General features: G+C 72.1%; 14 protein-coding genes and 1 pseudogene. 7 read left to right on the plus strand and 8 right to left on the minus strand.

What is annotated here, in order from left to right:
* Positions 1-192: 192 nt before the first annotated feature.
* The 7 genes from ACGFH9_RS00530 to ACGFH9_RS00560 form a co-directional block, all read right to left on the minus strand.
* A complete protein-coding gene (locus tag ACGFH9_RS00530; protein WP_393213214.1) occupies positions 193-1,737 on the minus strand; it encodes a trypsin-like peptidase domain-containing protein in 1,545 nt (514 codons plus the stop codon).
* Between the two features lie 62 nt (positions 1,738-1,799).
* Entirely contained in the window at positions 1,800-3,356 is a 1,557-nt protein-coding gene (locus tag ACGFH9_RS00535; protein WP_393213217.1) for a sensor histidine kinase, read from the minus strand.
* Positions 3,353-4,054 carry a response regulator transcription factor gene (locus ACGFH9_RS00540; RefSeq protein ID WP_355052798.1) on the minus strand — a complete coding sequence of 234 codons (702 nt, stop codon included), beginning with the start codon at positions 4,052-4,054 and terminating at the stop codon, positions 3,353-3,355. The genes ACGFH9_RS00535 and ACGFH9_RS00540 overlap by 4 nt, the downstream gene beginning before the upstream one ends.
* A gap of 74 nt (positions 4,055-4,128) precedes the next feature.
* On the minus strand, positions 4,129-4,737 hold the full coding sequence (locus tag ACGFH9_RS00545) for a PadR family transcriptional regulator (protein ID WP_393213220.1): 609 nt from the start codon (positions 4,735-4,737) through the stop codon (positions 4,129-4,131).
* Entirely contained in the window at positions 4,734-5,558 is an 825-nt protein-coding gene (locus tag ACGFH9_RS00550) for a DUF4097 family beta strand repeat-containing protein (RefSeq protein ID WP_355625268.1), read from the minus strand. The genes ACGFH9_RS00545 and ACGFH9_RS00550 overlap by 4 nt, the downstream gene beginning before the upstream one ends.
* A 136-nt stretch (positions 5,559-5,694) precedes the next feature.
* Complete coding sequence (locus tag ACGFH9_RS00555) at positions 5,695-6,627, minus strand: lysophospholipid acyltransferase family protein (RefSeq protein ID WP_393213224.1); 933 nt, start codon at positions 6,625-6,627, stop codon at positions 5,695-5,697.
* Positions 6,624-7,397, minus strand: a complete 774-nt coding sequence (locus ACGFH9_RS00560; protein WP_393213226.1) for a GNAT family N-acetyltransferase — start codon at positions 7,395-7,397, stop codon at positions 6,624-6,626. The genes ACGFH9_RS00555 and ACGFH9_RS00560 overlap by 4 nt, the downstream gene beginning before the upstream one ends.
* Positions 7,398-7,506: 109 nt before the next feature.
* Between ACGFH9_RS00560 and ACGFH9_RS00565 the strand changes: the two are divergent.
* The 3 genes and pseudogenes from ACGFH9_RS00565 to ACGFH9_RS00575 form a co-directional block, all read left to right on the plus strand.
* Positions 7,507-7,948: pseudogene (locus ACGFH9_RS00565) on the plus strand (hypothetical protein); the annotation flags it as partial.
* Positions 7,949-8,078: 130 nt separating this feature from the next.
* Positions 8,079-9,014, plus strand: coding sequence for an ABC transporter ATP-binding protein (locus tag ACGFH9_RS00570; RefSeq protein WP_393213229.1), 936 nt, complete (start codon positions 8,079-8,081; stop codon positions 9,012-9,014).
* Complete coding sequence (locus ACGFH9_RS00575; protein ID WP_393213232.1) at positions 9,011-9,835, plus strand: ABC transporter permease; 825 nt, start codon at positions 9,011-9,013, stop codon at positions 9,833-9,835. The genes ACGFH9_RS00570 and ACGFH9_RS00575 overlap by 4 nt, the downstream gene beginning before the upstream one ends.
* Before the next feature lie 53 nt (positions 9,836-9,888).
* Here the strand turns inward: ACGFH9_RS00575 and ACGFH9_RS00580 are convergent, their stop codons facing one another.
* A complete protein-coding gene (locus ACGFH9_RS00580) occupies positions 9,889-10,032 on the minus strand; it encodes a hypothetical protein (protein WP_393213235.1) in 144 nt (47 codons plus the stop codon).
* A 254-nt stretch (positions 10,033-10,286) separates the two neighbouring features.
* Here ACGFH9_RS00580 and ACGFH9_RS00585 point away from each other — a divergent pair, with 254 nt between their 5' ends.
* The 4 genes from ACGFH9_RS00585 to ACGFH9_RS00600 all read left to right on the plus strand — a co-directional run bounded on the left by ACGFH9_RS00585 (position 10,287) and on the right by ACGFH9_RS00600 (position 17,788).
* Positions 10,287-14,033 carry a multifunctional oxoglutarate decarboxylase/oxoglutarate dehydrogenase thiamine pyrophosphate-binding subunit/dihydrolipoyllysine-residue succinyltransferase subunit gene (locus ACGFH9_RS00585; RefSeq protein ID WP_393213238.1) on the plus strand — a complete coding sequence of 1,249 codons (3,747 nt, stop codon included), beginning with the start codon at positions 10,287-10,289 and terminating at the stop codon, positions 14,031-14,033.
* A 120-nt stretch (positions 14,034-14,153) separates the two neighbouring features.
* The gene (locus ACGFH9_RS00590) at positions 14,154-14,339 is read left to right on the plus strand and encodes a DUF6104 family protein (protein WP_139582193.1); all 186 of its coding nucleotides are present in this window, start codon (positions 14,154-14,156) and stop codon (positions 14,337-14,339) included.
* A gap of 267 nt (positions 14,340-14,606) precedes the next feature.
* Complete coding sequence (pta, locus tag ACGFH9_RS00595; RefSeq protein WP_393213242.1) at positions 14,607-16,676, plus strand: phosphate acetyltransferase; 2,070 nt, start codon at positions 14,607-14,609, stop codon at positions 16,674-16,676.
* Positions 16,673-17,788, plus strand: a complete 1,116-nt coding sequence (locus tag ACGFH9_RS00600) for an acetate/propionate family kinase (RefSeq protein ID WP_393213245.1) — start codon at positions 16,673-16,675, stop codon at positions 17,786-17,788. Before pta ends, ACGFH9_RS00600 begins: the two co-directional genes overlap by 4 nt.
* Positions 17,789-17,832: the final 44 nt, after the last annotated feature.

Genomic DNA, 17,832 nt, shown 5'->3' on the forward strand with positions numbered 1-17,832 from the left:
GACCACGACGGACACCCAGCCGGACGACGCGACCACCGCCGAACCCCGCATCCCCCCCCCCCCCGCCCCCCCCGGCCCCCCCCCCCCCCCCCCCCCCCCCCCCCCCCCCCCCGCGCGCCCCCCCCCCCCCCCCCCCCCCCCCCCCCCCCCCCCCCCCCCCCCCCGCCGGAGGGAGGCAGGTGGTGGTGTCGGTCAGGACGTCTCGGCGAGCGTCACGGTCACCGTCTTCTCGGCACCGTTGCGCTTGAAGTGCACCTCGACCCGGTCGCCGACCTTGCCGGCCTGCACCGCGCCGACCAGGTCGTCGGAGTCGTTGATCGCCTTGTCACCGAAGCGGGTGACCACGTCACCCTGCTGGAGGCCGGCCTTGTCGGCGGCGCTGCCCGCGGTGACCGAGGCGACCAGTGCGCCGCCGCCCTCGGCCTGGTTGACGCCGACCCCGAGCGACGGGTGGCTGACCTTCTCGCCGCGCTGGAGCTTGCCTGCCACGTCCTTGGCCTTGTTGCTGGGGATGGCGAAGCCGACGCCGATGTTGCCGGTGCTCTGCCCGGAGGTGGCGATGGCGGTGTTGATGCCGATCACCTCGCCCCGGGTGTTGACCAGGGCACCACCGGAGTTGCCCGGGTTGATCGGCGCGTCGGTCTGCAGCAGGCCGGAGATCGAGCTGACGGCCTGGCCCTGCTGCCTCGGGTCCTGCTGCTGGCCCTCGCCGGCCCGGATGGTGCGGTCCCGGGCGCTCAGGATGCCGGCGGTCACCGAGCCCTGGAGGCCCAGCGGGCTGCCCAGGGCGAGGACCTGGTCGCCGACCTGCATGGCGTCGCTGTCGCCGAACTTCGCCGGCTTGAGGTCGTTCAGCCCGTCGGCCTTGACCACGGCCAGGTCGGTCTTCGGGTCGGTGCCGACGATCTTCGCCTGGACCTTCCGGCCGTCGGCGAAGACCACCTGCACGGTGTCCCCGCTCGCGGAGGCGACCACGTGGTTGTTGGTGAGCACGTAGCCGTCGGCGGTGAGCACCACGCCGGAGCCCTCACCGCTGTCGGTGGCGATGGAGACGACGCTGTCCTGGACGGCGGCGGCGATCTTCGGCAGATCCGCGCTGTTGAGCACCGGTGCCGCCGTGTAGGTGCGGGTGACACCACCGCCGTCGCCGTCGAGGGCGAGCGCGAGCGCACCACCGGCCACGCCGGAGCCGAGCATCAGGGCGAACACCGCGACACCGGCACCGACGAACTTGGCGATCCGGCCCGGCCGTGGCCCGGAGCCGGGCGGTGTGGCCTGCGGACCCCAGGGCGGCACGGGCTGTCCCGGGTGCGGGTGCTGGGGGTGCTGCCCGTGCTGGGGCGCGTGCTGCGGGTAGGCCATGCCCGGCTGGCCCCCGCCGGCCCAGCCGGACTGCTGGCCCGCGTACCAGGGGGCACCCGGGTAGCGACCGTCGGTGGGCTGCGGGTAGCCGTGCTGGCCGGGCGTCGGGTGGCCGGAGACCGGGTACGGCGGCGCGGACGTGCCGGCGGCCGGTGGCTCGTACCCGGTGGGCTGCCCGACGTGCTGGACGGGCGCGGTCGGCGCGTCGGTCACGGCCGGGTTCGCGGCCGTCGGAGCGTCGGCCACGGCCGGAACGGGGGTCGTCGGAGAGTCGGACTGCGCGCGCTCGTCGCGCGGCAACTCGGCGGTGGGGTGCGACGGCTCGGCGTCGGTGGGGGCCGGCCGGCGCTGCGGGTCGGACTCGAACTCGGTCATGGGACTACCTTCTCCCTCCGCACTGCAATCAACCTGGAACCGTCCTGGAAGTTGGCTGAAAGTCACTCGCCCAGGTCGTCGCCTTTGGGCACCTGCGGCAGCCGGACCCGGAAGGTGGCGCCTCCACCGGGTGTCTGGAGCACCTCGACCGAGCCGTGGTGGGCGGCGACCAGCGCCGCCACGATGGCCAGGCCGAGGCCGGTGCCGGTGTTGCCGTCCGCCCGTCGGGTCCGGGCCGCGTCGGCCCGGTAGAACCGCTCGAAGACCCGCTCCGACTGCTCCGGGGACAGCCCCGGGCCGGTGTCCGCAACCTCGACGACGGCGAGGTTGCCCGCCTCGGCTCGTAGGCGCACGCTGACGTCGGCTTCCGGCGGTGTGTGGGTCAACGCGTTGGTCACCAGGTTGCCGATGATCTGCCGCAGCCGCGCGTCGTCGGCGTAGACGACGAGGGGGCCGGAACCGGGCTCGATCTCCAGCTCGATCCGCCGGTCCGGGGCGATCGCGCGCGCCGCCTGCACGGCGTCGGAGGCCAGCACCGGCAGCTCCACCGGGGCCAGCGAGAGCGGGCGTTCCCGGTCCAGCCGGGCGAGCAGCAGCAGATCCTCGACCAGCAGACCCATCCGGGCGGCCTCGTCCTCGATGCGGCGCAGCAGCCCGGCGGTCTGCTCCGGCGCGCGGGCCGCGCCCTGGCGGTACAGCTCGGCGAAGCCACGGATGGTGGTCAGCGGGGTCCGCAGCTCGTGCGACGCGTCCGCCACGAACTGCCGCATCCGCTCCTCGGAGCGTCGGGCCCGCGCCTCGGACGCCTGGGCGGCGGCGGCCGCGTCCCGGGCGGTGCTCTCCGCCGAGCGGGCCGCCGTCTCCGAGGCCGCCCGGGCGGTGAACGCCGCCTCGATCTGGGTGAGCATCGCGTTCAGCGCGCGGGAGAGCCGGCCCAGCTCGGAGGTGGGTTGCTCGTGCCCCTCCTCGGGGTCGGGCACCCGGCGGGTCAGGTCGCCACCGGCGATGGCGGCGGCGGTCCGTTCGATCTCCACGAGGGGCTTGAGGCTGGTCCGCACGATCGCCGCGCCGACCGACGCCAGCATGATCAGTACCGCGCCGCCGACCAGCAGGTCGATCCAGACGAGCTGCTTGACCGCGCGGTCGACCTCGGTCAGCGGCTGGCCCACGGCCAGCACCGAGCCGTCCGGCTGGGCGGCGTAGTAGACCCGCCACCGGGTACGCCCGTCCTGGGACAGGACCGTCTTCGGCTGCCCCTCCAGGTCCTCGAAGCCGCCCCGGGTGGTGGGGAAGCTGGGCAACTGCTCGGGAGCGCGACTCTTCTTGTCGTAGTACGGCCGGGACACCTGGTTCTCGTCGGCCAGCGAGACGACGTAGTCGCTCGGGAGCGTCACGTTGACCTCTCCGCTGCGCAGACCCGGGAGGTACTGACCGAGACCCTGGGTGGCCGACCGGATCTGCCCGTCCACCTGGTCGACCAGGTAGTTGTGCAGGAAGTAGGCGGTCAGCGAGCTGATCACCAGCAACGCCGCGGAGACCAGCGCGAGCACCGAGGCGACAAGCTTCACCCGCAGCGGTACGCCCCGCAGCCGTCCCTTCGCCTGCTGGACCGGGTTCACGCCGCTGGCTTGCGCAGCACGTACCCCACGCCGCGAAGGGTGTGGATCAGCCGGGGCTGACCGGTGTCGACCTTGCGCCGCAGGTAGGAGATGTAGGACTCGACGATGTTGTCGTCGCCCCGGAAGTCGTAGTTCCAGACGTGGTCGAGGATCTGCGCCTTGGACAGCACCCGGTTGGCGTTGAGCATCAGGTAGCGCAGCAGCTTGAACTCGGTCGGCGAGAGCTGCACCCGCTGCCCGGCGCGGTGCACCTCGTGGGTCTCCTCGTCCAGCTCCAGGTCGGCGAAGGTGAGCCGGGACGGTGCCTGCTCGCCGGTGGTGGTGCGTCGCAGCACGGCACGGATGCGCGCGGTCAGCTCCTCCAGGCTGAACGGCTTGGTGACGTAGTCGTCGCCGCCCAGGGTCAGCCCGCGGATCTTGTCGTCCGTCGCGTCCCGCGCGGTCAGGAAGACCACCGGGGTACGCGTACCGCCCTCGCGCAGCATCCGGATGACCTCGAAGCCGTCCAGGTCCGGCAGCATCACGTCGAGCACGACGAGGTCGGGCCGGTGGTCCTTGGCGGCGTTCAGGGCCGCGCTGCCGCTGGTCGCGGTGGCCACGTCGAAGCCCGCGAAGCGCAGGCTCGCGGAGAGCAGTTCGAGGATGTTCGGGTCGTCCTCGACGACGAGAAGTCGCGCCTCGGTCTGGGTAGCGGGCATGGGCCCAATCATCGGTGAACTCACTGCACCGGCGCTGGACGCTTCCTGGAAAAATCCTGTGAGTCGCGGACCGGTCAGCGCAGGAGCCGGCGCAGCCCGTCCAAGGCGCCGTCGAGCAGTCGGATCGCCGTACGCAGTTGAGTGTCGCTGAACTGTCGCGCCCGCGCCAGACGGCCCACCTCGGCGGTGAACGCGGCCAGCCGCTGGTCCAACTCGTCGAGCAGGGCGGCGCGCGGCGCGTCGGCCGGCGGCCGGTACGACGACGCGGGCGGCACCCAGCGCGCCCGTCGGGTCTGGCGGGTGGCCTCGCTCAACTCCCGCTTGAGGTCGCGCGTCGAGCCACGCACCTCGCTGCGGATCTCGCCGGCCAGGGTGGAGAGGTCCGCCACCGAGGCCGCGATGTCCGCCTCCAACGCGGCCAGCTCACCGGCCCGCTGGCGCAGCTCGTCGAGGCCGGCGTCGGTGATGCCGTACGTCTTGCGCCCACCGGCGGCGGTGTGGGTGACCAGCCCCTCGGCCTCCAGCCGTTGCAGCCGGGGATAGATGGTGCCGGCGCTGGGCGCGTAGAGCCCGAGGAACCGGTCCTCCAGGAGGCGGATCAGCTCGTAGCCGTGCTTGGGACCGTCGTCGAGGAGCTTGAGCAGGTAGAGCCGGAGCCGTCCGTGGCTGAACACGGCGGTCACGGCAGCTCCTCGGAATCGTCGTCGACCGCTCGGGCGAGCAGGGCGATGCTGCCCGAGGTGGCGGAGGCCCAGAGCTTACCGTCACCGCTGCCGAGCACCCCCTCGCTGCTCGGCAGCGGGTACGTCGAGCTGCGCACCTGCGGGAACCCGCTGGTGATCCGGCCTGCGGCGGTGTTCAGCCGGACCGAGAGGTCGCTGTCCTCGCGGACCCGGACGGTGATGCTGCCGGAGATCGTGGCGAGCCGGATGTCGCTGCGGCGGGGGTTGTCCAGGTCGCAGGTGATGGCACCGGAAACGGTCTGCGCACGGACCCGCTCGGCGGCACTGTCGGCGAGGATCACTTCCCCGGAGACGGTCTCCAGGGTGAGGTCGCCACGCACCCCGAGCGCCTCGACCGGCCCCGAGGTGATCTTCGCGGAGGTGGTGCCGCGCAGCCCCATCAGCGTGATCTGACCGGCGGCGAGGTCGACGGTGGTCTGCCGGCGCAGCCCGGAGACGACCACCGAGCCGGCGCCCAGGCCCAGGTCGGCGAGGACGTCGGCGGGCACGGCCACCGAGACGTCCACCCGGGGGAAGCGGTGGATCGCCCGGAGCCCGCGCAGGAAGTTCGGCCAGCCCCAGTCACGCTCCTGCCGGATGCTGAGGCGGCCGTCGGAGTGGTCGATCAGGACAGGGCGACGGCCGACCTCGGTGATGTCGATCCGGGCCGGCCCGTCGGCGGCGACCACGTTGAGCCGTCCGCTGACGAGGCGGACGTCCAGCCGGGTGACCGGACCGTCCAGGGTGAGCCGCTGCGGCGTCTCGACCGTCCATCCGGCCATGGGTGCGCTCCTCTCGACGGCACGCCGTGGCGCGCCTCCCGAGAAGACAGTAACGCGATACATCGCGATACGACAAGACTGTCGCAAGCTGGGACCACTGCGCCCGCCAGGATCCGCACAGTTGGGCGAGGTCGGTTCAGGCGGCCAGGTCCAACTCCCCACCGGGGTTGGGCGTCGGCGCCGGGACGGCCTGGGTCGCCGTGGGCACCGGCCGCAGCCGGGTTCGCGCCGGGGCGGTCGCCACCAGGTGTACGGCCGATTCGGCGGCCCGGGCCAGCAACCGCCGGTCGGCGTCCTGCCCCGGGTGCAGCGCGGCGGCGATCGTCACCGAGACCACCAGTTGCCGGGCCGCGACCACCCGCGCCACCGAGCGCAGCAGGGTGTCCGCACCCAGGAAGGCGGCCACAGTGGTGCCCACCCCGGTGTCCGCGCACCGGTACCCGAGTCGCAGCGGCACCACCGGAGCGCCCGCATCGATGGCCGCCTGGAACATGGCCGGACGGAAGCCGCCCCCGGGACGACACTCTGCCGCGCCGTCCCCGGCACACCAGGTCGTACCCTCGGGAAAGACCGCGACCGAGCGGCCGGCGCGCAGCGCGTCGGCGAGCCGGCGCACGGTGGCCGGCAGTGCGCGCGGGCGCGACCGGTCCACGAAGACCGTGCCCGCGGCGGCGGCCAGCAGCCCGACCACCGGCCACGATCGGATCTCCCGCTTCGCCACCATCCGGGTCGGCGCGACCGCCAGGACGGCGAGGATGTCCAACCACGACACGTGGTTGGCGACCAGCAGCGCGCGCCGCCGGGGCAGCCGCCCCTTGATCACCAGCCGGACGCCGAAGGCGCGCACCGTGCCACGGGCCCAGCCGCGCAGCAGGGCCTGCCGCTCGGTCGCCGGCAGTACGGGCAGCAGCAACGCCACGCCCGCCCCGGCCACCAGCATGACTGCCGCCGCGACCAGTCGGAGCACCCGACGGGCCACCGGCACCGTCGGCACCTCGCCGGCCGTCGGCAGGCAGTCGTCGTCGCAGCCCGACGAGGGCCGCCACAGGTCGTGCGCCACGACGCTCACCGCTCGTCCCCGCCCAGGAAGTGCCGCAGGTAGCGCGGGTTCATCCGGTCCAGCGAGAAGAGCACGTAGAAGTCCGCGGACCCGAAGTCGGGGTCGTACGACGGCTCGCCGCAGATCCACGCGCCGAGTCGCAGGTAACCGCGCAGCAGCGGCGGCACCGCCACGCGAGCGGCCGGCCCGCCGTCGACGGCCAGAGCGGCGGCCGGCTCGGCGAACCACGGGCGCAGCGGGCGGACCCGCAACGGCGGCGGCGACAGGTGTCGCGCCTGAACCTGCGCCCAGACCCCGGCGACCGTACGACCACCGTCGTCGACCGGCACCGAGGCGCAGCCACCGAGCCAGCGGGAGCCGCGTAGGTGCAGATAGCGGGTGAGGCCCGCCCACATCAGGTTGATCACCGCGCCGGAGCGGTGGTCCGGGTGCACGCAGGACCGACCCGTCTCGACGAGGTCGTCACGGAGCGGGTCCAGCGCGGCGAGGTCGAACTCGCTCTCGGCGTACCGCCGGTCGGTGCGCCCCGGCGGCAGCAGCCGGTACGTGCCGACCACCTGCCCGGTGCTGTCCTCCCGGACGACGAGGTGGTCGCAGTGGGCGTCGAAGGGGTCCACGTCCAGCCCGGCTCCGCCGGGGGCGAGCGTGGCGCCCAACTCGGTGGCGAACACCTCGTGGCGCAGGCGTTGCGCGGCCGCGACCTGGGTGGGGTCGTCGGCGATCAGCAGGGTGTATCCGCTGGTCGTCAGTGGCGTGCCAGCGACATGCAGAACGGCCATGGGATCTGTGTAAGGGCCCCGGGTGCCATCGATGGGCACCGCTGGTGTCGGACGGATGAACGCCGGCCGGCGGATGCCTGCGCCGGTGTCCGTGCGAGGCTGCGGGACGGCCGGCGACGATGTCGTACCGCCGGTCGACGCGGAGACGGCGGCGGAGGCGGCCACCCGCTACCTACGGGTTCGCCGCGCACCCGTACCCCGGATGTTTCGTCTGTGGTCCGCGCCGTACCGACGGGCTGCGGATCTTCCCCGGGCGGCTGCCGGACGGCCGGACCGCCGCGCCGCTCCGCGTACCCGAGGAGGTCGGCGACGCCACCGTGTGGGCCGCGCTGGACTGCCCCGGCGGCTGGGCGGTGCTCGCGTCGGATCGCCCGTACCTGCTCGGTCGGATCGCCGCCGTGGTCACGGCCCGGCCGGCGCCCGGCGACGAGTGTGTGGTGACCGGCGCGCTGATCGGCGTCGACGGCCGCAAGGCGTTGGTGCACACCAGCCTGTACGGCCCGGACGGCGCGCTGCTCGGCGCGGCGCGGGCCACCTGGATCGCCCGCTGAGGCCCCGGCCTCGTCCCGGGCGTCGTTCCTGAGGAGGACCACGCCGTAGGTACCAGGGCTGATTGACCTTGTTGCTCGGTACCGTCACGCTGTGCCACGGCGTACCTCGACGCCACACGGGAGGAGAACGATGACTGACGGGCAGCGAAGCCCCACCAGCGACGGTCAGATCGTGGTGTCCGGTCTGACGAAGCAGTACAAGAACGTGCGGGCGGTGAACAACCTGTCCTTCACCGTGGCACCGGGGCGGGTGACCGGCTTCCTCGGCCCGAACGGCGCCGGCAAGACCACCACGCTGCGCATGCTGCTGAACCTGGTCACGCCGACCGGGGGCACGGCCACCATCAGCGGGCACCGCTACGCCGATCTGTCCGACCCGCTGCGGCACGTCGGCGCGATCCTGGAGGCGTCCAGCGCCCACAAGGGCCGCACCGGCATCAACCACCTGCGGGTGATCTGCGCGGCGGCCGGTCTGCCCCGGACCCGGGCCGACGAGGTGCTGGAGCTGGTCGGACTGACCCCGGCCGCGAAGCGCAAGTTCAAGGGCTACTCGCTGGGTATGAAGCAGCGGCTCGGTATCGCCGCGGCGATGCTCGGCAACCCGCGGGTGCTGATCCTGGACGAGCCGGCGAACGGGCTGGACCCGGAGGGCATCCGGTGGATGCGTGGGTTCCTCAAGAACCTCGCCCACGAGGGCCGCACGGTGCTGGTCTCCAGCCACCTGCTGTCCGAGATGCAGTTGCTCGCCGACGACGTGGTGATCATCGCGGCCGGGCAGCTCGTCCGGCAGGGGCCGGTCGAGCAGGTCCTCGGGTCGATGGCGCAGGGCGCCCAGGTCCGGGTCCGCACCCCGCAGGCCGAGGCGCTGACCACCGCGCTGAAGGCGCAGTCGGCCACGGTCACCACCGACGAACACGGCGTCCTGCTGGTCTCCGGGGTGGACGCCCCGACGATCGGCCGGGCCGCCCTGACCGCCGGCGTGGAACTGCACGAACTGACCACCGAACGACCCGACCTGGAACGGGTCTTCCTGGAGCTGACGGCCGGAAAGGCGGACATCCGATGAACCTGGTCCGATCCGAGCTGCTCAAGATCCGTACCACCAACACCTGGTGGATCTTCGCGCTGATCAGCCTGCCGCTGTGGGCACTCACGCTGCTCATCAACTGGTTGCAGGCCGACGCCCTCACCAGCACCAACATCCAGGACCTGTCGGCCGAGCAGGCCGCGCAGTTCGATGCCGCGGCCAGTCCGGACGCGCTCTCGTCGAACCTGTTCACCACCGGGCAGTTCTTCGGCCTGCTGATCATCATGCTGCTCGGCATCATCGTGGTGACCAGCGAGTTCTTCCACCAGACGGTCACCACCACGTTCCTCACCGCACCGCACCGCACCGCGGTGATGCTCGCCAAGTTGGTCGCGGCGGGCGTGCTGGCGCTGCTCTTCTGGCTGGTCACCACCGTGTTCAACCTGATCGCCGGCTCGGCGGTGCTGAGCGCGGTCGGCATGGACTCCCAACTGGGCAACGACGCGGCGTGGCGGGCCATCGGGTTGAACCTGCTCGCGTACCTGCTCTGGGCGGTGTTCGGCGTCGGCATCGGCGTGCTGATCCGCAGCCAGATCGGCGCGACAGTGACCGGCATCCTGCTCTACCTGGGCGGCTCGATCGGCGCCATCGTGGTGATCGCCGTCCTGGCCAACCGATGGGGTGACTGGATCAACAATCTGCAACTGCTGGTGCCGTCGCTGGCCTCGTCGTTGATGGTCACCGGGGGCGACTTCCCCGGCAACCCACCGCGCTGGGCCGGCGCGGCGGTGCTGATCGGGTACGCGGTGGTCACCGGCGTGGCCGGCTCCCTGCTGATCCGTCGGCGCGACATCTCCTGACCGGATTCCGGGGTGGCGGCGGCACGGCCGTCACCCCGGAGTCTGCCCGCCCGTCACCCGCCGGGGCAGCCCCGGCCGCCGCTGACGGGTACGCACTGGGTGATCTGCGGGGCCGGCTCCCGATCGGCGGGGACGTACCAACCGGCCGCCACCGCCATGCTCCTGCCGTAGCGCCCCCGTGCCCCGTGCCGATCCATGCGCCCGATCCTCGCGTAGGAGCGCCCACGGGACATCCGTCGGGATACTCAGTCCCGCCGTAGCAGCCAGAGGCGATCACCGCAGGGGTTGCCCAACTTCTGGCATCTTCTGTGAATCGGGCCACCCGACCGAGGCGGAAATGCCGGGGCGATCCGTACGGCGTAGCCTGGGAGTCGTCTGTCCGTTCTCCTTGATCGGGCGTGACGGGCACCGCGTGACACACAAACCCGCGTGAAAGAGGCGATTACCGGCCGTGTCGACCCAGCAGACTTCGCAGGAGAACCCACTGGCGGGTTTCGGCCCGAACGAGTGGATCGTCGAGGAGATGTACCAGCGCTACCTCGCCGACCCAACGAGCGTCGATTCGGCCTGGCACGACTTCTTCGCCGACTACCGGCCAGCGCCCGGCGCCGCCACACCGCGCGGTGCTGACGCCGCCGGCAAGCCGGCCGCAGCCCCCGAGCCGGACGGTCAGCCGGAGGCGGCAGCCACGGTGAGCCAGCCGGCCGCCGCCCCGAGCGCCGCGCCGGCCAAGCCGGCCGCGAAGGCGCCCGCGCCGACCGCCGCCCCGACCAAGAGCGCCCCGGTGCCCGCCAAGGAGACGTCGGCCAAGCCGGCCGCGAAGGTGCCCGCGCCGAGCTCCGACGGCCCGCAGACCACGCCGCTACGGGGTGTGGCCGCGAAGATCGTCCAGAACATGGACGCCTCGCTGAGCGTGCCGACCGCGACCAGCGTGCGCGCGGTCCCGGCCAAGCTGCTCGTCGACAACCGCATCGTGATCAACAACCACCTCGCCCGCGGGCGGGGTGGCAAGGTCAGCTTCACCCACCTGGTCGGCTACGCGATGGTCCGCGCGCTGGTCGAGCACCCCGAGATGAACAACTCGTTCGCCGAGGCCAACGGCAAGCCGGCCGTGGTCCGCCCGGCGCACGTCAACCTCGGCATCGCCATCGACCTGGCCAAGCCGGACGGCAGCCGCAACCTGGTGGTCCCCTCCATCAAGGGCTGCGAGCAGATGGACTTCCGGCAGTTCTGGCAGGCGTACGAGGACGTGGTCCGGCGGGCGCGGCGCAACGAGCTGACCATGGAGGACTACAGCGGCACCACGATCTCGCTGACCAACCCGGGCGGCATCGGCACCGTGCACTCGATGCCGCGGCTCATGCAGGGGCAGAGCGCGATCATCGGCGTCGGCGCGATGGAGTACCCGGCCCCCTACCAGGGCATGTCCGAGGCCACCCTCGCCGAGCTGGCCGTCAGCAAGATCATCACGCTGACCAGCACGTACGACCACCGGATCATCCAGGGCGCGCAGTCCGGCGAGTTCCTCAAGGTGATGCACGAGCTGATCCTGGGCGAGCGCGGCTTCTACGACCAGATCTTCACCTCGCTGCGCATCCCGTACGAGCCGGTGCGCTGGATGCGGGACGTGGCCGTCAACTCCGAGGGTCAGATCAACAAGACCGCCCGGGTGCACGAGCTGATCCACGCGTACCGCGTGCGCGGTCACCTGATGGCCGACACCGACCCGCTCGAGTTCAAGATCCGCAAGCACCCCGACCTGGACGTCCTCCAGCACGGGCTGACCCTGTGGGACCTGGACCGCGAGTTCCCGGTCAACGGCTTCGCCGGTCGGCAGCGGATGAAGCTGCGCGAGATCCTCGGCGTGCTGCGTGACTCGTACTGCCGCCGGGTCGGCATCGAGTACATGCACATCCAGGACCCGGAGGAGCGGCGCTGGATCCAGGAGCGGATCGAGCGCAAGTACGAGAAGCCGTCGGCCGACGAGCAGAAGCACGTGCTCAACCGGCTCAACGCCGCCGAGGCGTTCGAGACCTTCCTGCAGACCAAGTACGTCGGCCAGAAGCGCTTCTCGCTGGAGGGCGGCGAGTCGCTGATCCCGCTGCTCGGCGAGATGCTGGAGTCCTCCGCCGAGAACGGCCTGGACGAGGTCGTCATCGGCATGGCCCACCGTGGTCGCCTCAACGTGCTGGCCAACATCGTCGGCAAGCCGTACGAGAAGATCTTCTCGGAGTTCGAGGGTCACCTCGACCCGCGCTCGACGCAGGGCTCCGGCGACGTGAAGTACCACCTGGGTCAGAACGGCAAGTTCACCACCCCGGACGGCGAGCACGTCGTCAAGGTGTCGCTGGTGGCGAACCCGTCGCACCTGGAGGCCGTCGACCCCGTGCTGGAGGGCATCGTCCGGGCCAAGCAGGACCGGATCGACCTCAAGCTGGAGGGCTACACCGTGCTGCCGCTGGCAGTGCACGGCGACGCCGCGTTCGCCGGCCAGGGTGTGGTCGCCGAGACGCTCAACCTGTCGCAGCTGCGCGGCTACCGCACCGGTGGCACCGTGCACGTGGTCGTCAACAACCAGGTCGGCTTCACCACCGCCCCGGAATACAGCCGGTCCAGCCTCTACAGCACCGACGTGGCCCGGATGATCCAGGCGCCGATCTTCCACGTGAACGGCGACGACCCGGAGGCCGTGGTCCGAGTGGCCCGGCTGGCTTTCGAATACCGGCAGGCGTTCAACAAGGACGTCGTGATCGACATGGTCTGCTACCGCCGGCGTGGCCACAACGAGGGCGACGACCCGTCGATGTCCAACCCCCAGATGTACAAGATCATTGACTCGAAGCGTTCGGTGCGCAAGCTCTACACCGAGGAGCTGATCGGTCGCGGCGACATCACCGTGGAGGACGCGGAGGAGCTGCTGCGCGACTACCAGGCGCAGCTGGAGAAGGTCTTCAAGGCCACCCGGGACGCGGCCGCCACGCCGCGCCAGCTCAACCGCCCCCGCCGCGAGGAGGAGCCGGAGCCGGCGGTCGACACCGCGACCGACGCCGCCGTCGTCAAGGCGATCGGCGAGGCGCACGTCAACCTGCCGGAGGGCTTCACCCCGCACAAGCGCATCCAGCAACTGCTGGACCGGCGCTCCAAGATGTCCGTCGAGGGCAACATCGACTGGGGCTTCGGCGAGATCATCGCGTTCGGGGCGCTGCTGCACGACGGCGTCACCGTCCGGCTCGCCGGGCAGGACTCGCGGCGCGGCACCTTCGTCCAGCGGCACGCCTCGGTGGTCGACTCCCGCACCGGCGACGACTACCTGCCGCTGAAGTCGCTCACCGGCGACGGTGAGCGCTCCCGGTTCTTCGTCCACGACTCGCTGCTCAGCGAGTACGCGGCGATGGGCTTCGAGTACGGCTACTCGGTGGAGAACGTCAACGCGCTGGTCGCCTGGGAGGCCCAGTTCGGTGACTTCGTCAACGGCGCCCAGTCGGTGATCGACGAGTTCATCTCCTCCGGTGAGGTGAAGTGGGGTCAGCGCTCCGCCGTCACCCTGTTGCTGCCGCACGGCCACGAGGGCCAGGGCCCGGACCACACCTCCGGTCGCCCGGAGCGGTTCCTGCAGATGTGCGCCGAGGACAACATGCGGGTGTCCATTCCGACGACCCCGGCGAACTACTTCCACCTGCTGCGCCGCCAGGCCCTGTCGCCGAAGCGCAAGCCGCTCGTGGTGTTCACGCCGAAGTCGCTGCTGCGGCACAAGCTCTGCGTCTCCTCGGTGGAGGACTTCACCACCGGCACCTTCCAGCCGGTGCTGCGCGACACCGCCGCCCCGGCACCGGAGGCGGTGAAGCGGGTGCTGCTCTGCTCCGGCAAGGTCTACTACGACCTGTTCCAGGCCCGGCAGGAGCGCGGCGTCACCGACACGGCGATCATCCGGATCGAGCAGCTGTACCCGCTGCCGGTGGAGGAGATCCGCGCCGCCCTGGCGCAGTACCCGAACGCGGAGGACTTCGCCTGGGTGCAGGAGGAGCCGGCCAACCAGGGCGCCTGGTCGTTCGTCGCGCTCAACCTGCTGGAGCACCTCACCGACGTCCGGCTGCGGCGGATCTCCCGCCCGGCCGCGGCGGCCCCGGCGGTCGGCTCGGCCAAGACCCACGAGGTCGAGCAGACCGCGCTCATCGAGGCGGCACTCCCCCGCCCGTGACCTGACCGCACCGCGACAGCCGGGGCAGGGCCGTTCCCACGGTCCTGCCCCGGCTCGCGTCGGCCCATCCGATCACCGACCCACCCGGCCCACGCCGGGCCGAGCACGAGGACGTACGCCGTGTACTTCACCGACCGTGGCATCGAGGAGCTGGTCGAACGCCGGGGCGACGAGCAGGTGACCCTGGAGTGGCTGGGCGAGCGCCTGCGCGACTTCGTCGACCTCAACCCGGAGTTCGAAACCCCCATCGAACGTCTGGCGACCTACCTGGCTCGCCTGGACGACCCCGACGACGAAGACGCCTGACAGCCCGCAGACACCCCCGTGGCCCTCGGCGGGGGGACGGGCTCGACGCTGCCGGCGAGGGGTCGGCACCTGTGACTTTCCTCCTTTGCTCTGCTTCAGCGGGCGCAACGGCGACCGTCCGATATCCGGACACCGGGTGTTGCGCGGGTTGAAGCAGAGCAAAGGAGGACCTCAACACCTCGCCGCCCGGCCGACGAAACGCGCGATCCCGGGTCCCCTTCTCAGCCCACGCGGCTCGGCACACTCGCGATCTTCTAGGGTGGGGCTGTGGCTCGCAGCGTGTACCTGACCAGCGTCGGTTCGGGCGGGGGTAAGTCGACCATCGCTCTCGGGCTGGCCGAACTGCTGTCGCGGCAGGTGGGACAGATCGGCGTGTTCCGGCCGCTGGTCGCCGACGTCGGGCCCGATCCGATCCTCGCCCTGCTCAGCGAGCGGTACCGGGTCGAGTTGCCGATCGGCGAGCTGGCCGGGGCGACCTACACCGAGGCAGCCGCGCTGGTCGCCGACGGCCGTCGCGAGGAGCTGATCTCGGCGATCGTGGACCGTTACCGGGCGGTGGAACGGCAGTGCTCGGCGGTCGTCGTCGTGGGCAGTGACTTCGACGAACCGGGTGACCCGGCGCACCCCAGCGAGCTGGCCTTCAACGCCCGGCTGGCCACGGAGTTCGGCAGCGTCGTGGTGCCGGTGGTGGACGGCTACGAGCAGGGGCCGGCGGCCGTCGCGGCGGCCATGCGCGGGGCGTACCACGACGTGGCCGACCTGGGCGCGACAGTGCTCGCGGTGATCGCCAACCGGGTGCCCGGGCCGATGACGCTGCCGGAGCTGCCGGTGCCCGCGTACGCCATCCCGGAGGTGCCGAGCGTCTCGGCGCCGACGGTGGCCGAGGTGGCGGCGGCGCTCGGCGCGACCCTGCTCGCCGGGGACGACGCCGCACTCGGCCGGGACGTGCTGGACTTCGTGGTCGGCGCGGCACACGTGCCGACCCTGCTGGGTCACCTCACCGAGGGGGCGCTGGTGATCACCCCCGGCGACCGGTCCGACCTGCTCGTCGCCGCCAGCGCGGCGCACGTGGCCGGGCAGGTGTCGGTGGCCGGACTGGTGCTCACCCTGGGCGAGCAGCCCGATCCCCGGGTGATGCGGCTGGTGGAGGGTCTGAACACCGGCCTGGCGGTGCTGTCCGTGGGCAGCGACAGTTACGACACGGTCGAGGCGTCCAGCCGGATCGAGGGGCGGCCCAGCGTGGCCAACCCGCGCAAGGTGGAGGCCGCGCTGGGCGCGTTCGAGCGCTGCGTGGACACCGACGACCTGGCCCGCCGGCTCCGGGTCAGCCGGTCGACCCGGGTCACCCCGCTGATGTTCGAGAACGAGCTGATCGACCGGGCCCGCTCGCAGCGCCGCCACCTGGTGCTTCCCGAGGGCACCGACGATCGGATCCTGCGGGCGGCAGAGATCCTGCTGCGCCGGGGCGTGGCCGACCTGACGCTGCTCGGCCGCCCCGACGACATCGCCCGCCGTACCCGGGAACTGGGCATCGACCTCGGCGACGCGCGGCTCGTCGACCCGACCAGCAGCGGATGGCACGACGAGTTCGCCGCCGAGTACGCGCGGCTGCGCGCCCATCGGGGCGTCACCGCCGAACTGGCGTACGACATCGTGGCCCAGCCCAACTACTTCGGCACGCTCATGGTGGCCACCGGGCACGCCGACGGCATGGTGTCCGGCGCGACGCACACCACCGCCGCCACCATCCGACCCGCGTTCGAGATCATCCGTACCGTCCCGGACGTCTCGGTGGCCTCCAGCGTCTTCTTCATGCTGCTGCGCGACCGGGTGCTGGTCTACGGCGACTGCGCGGTGAACCGCGACCCGGACTCGGCCCAACTCGCCGACATCGCGATCTCGTCGGCAGACACCGCCGCGCGGTTCGGCATCGAGCCCCTGGTGGCCATGTTGTCGTACTCCACCGGCAGCTCCGGCGCGGGCGCCGACGTGGAGAAGGTCGCCGCGGCCACCGCGATCGTCCGGGAACGCCGGCCCGACCTGCTGGTCGAGGGACCGATCCAGTACGACGCGGCGATCGACCCGGCGGTGGCGGCGACCAAACTGCCGGACAGCCCGGTCGCCGGGCACGCCACGGTCTTCATCTTCCCCGACCTCAACACGGGCAACAACACGTACAAGGCGGTGCAGCGTTCGGCCGGGGCGGTCGCCGTCGGCCCGGTGATGCAGGGCCTGCGCCGGCCGGTGAACGACCTGTCCCGGGGCGCGCTGGTGCCGGACATCGTGAACACGGTGGCGATCACCGCCATCCAGGCGGCCGCCGGGGAGGCGTCATGAGTCGGGTTCTGGTGCTCAACTGCGGGTCGTCGTCGGTGAAGTGGCGGCACTACGACGGGGACCGCACGCTCGGCCAGGGCACCGTCGAGCGGGTCGGCGAGCCCGGCGGCGGCCCGGCGGACCACGCGGGCGCGGTCCGGGAGATCCTGGACGGGCTGGACCTGGGCGGTCTGACGGCCGTCGGGCACCGGGTGGTGCACGGCGGGCAGACGTTCACCGCCCCGACGCTCGTCGACGACGCGGTGCTGGCCGCGATCAGGGATCTGGTGCCGCTCGCCCCGCTGCACAACCCGGCCAACCTGGCTGGCATCGAGGTGGCTCGGGCGGCACTGCCGGACGTACCGCAGGTCGCCGTCTTCGACACGGCGTTCCACCACACGCTGCCGGAGGCCGCCGCGACCTACGCGATCGACCGGGACACCGCACAGCGGTACGACATCCGCCGGTACGGCTTCCACGGCACCTCACACGCGTACGTCTCCCGGCGCACGGCCGAGCTGCTGGGCCGCCCGTACGAGCAGCTCAACACGATCACCCTGCACCTCGGCAACGGGGCCAGCGCGTGCGCGGTGACGAACGGCCGCAGCGTCGCCACCTCGATGGGGATGTCGCCCCTGGAGGGCCTGGTGATGGGCACCCGCAGCGGCGACCTCGACCCGACCGTGATCTTCCACCTGCGGCGGGAGGGCGGCCTGTCTGTTGACGAGATCGACGACCTGCTCAACCACCGCAGCGGCCTGCTCGGCCTGACCGGCGCCAACGACATGCGCGAGGTGCTGCAACGCCGGGCCGCCGGGGACCGGGCCGCCGCGTTGGCGTTCGACGTCTACTGCCGGCGGATCACCGGGTACGTGGGGGCGTACTACGCGCTGCTCGGGCACGTCGACGCGATCGCGTTCACCGCCGGGGTGGGCGAGCACGCCGCGCCGGTGCGGTCCGCCGCGCTGGCCGGCCTGGAACGGCTCGGCATCAGCGTGGACGACACCCGCAACGACGGCGAGGGCGACCGGGTGATCTCGCCCGACGACGCCGAGGTGAGCGTCTGCGTCATCCGCACCGACGAGGAGCGGGAGATCGCCCGGCAGACCCGGGACGTGGTCGGGGCGCACTGAAGCCGCCCCGACCGGTGGGCACGCGACCGTTCGGCACCTCGGAG

The organism is Micromonospora sp. NPDC049102 (assembly GCF_043197485.1).
Lineage (GTDB): Bacteria > Actinomycetota > Actinomycetes > Mycobacteriales > Micromonosporaceae > Micromonospora.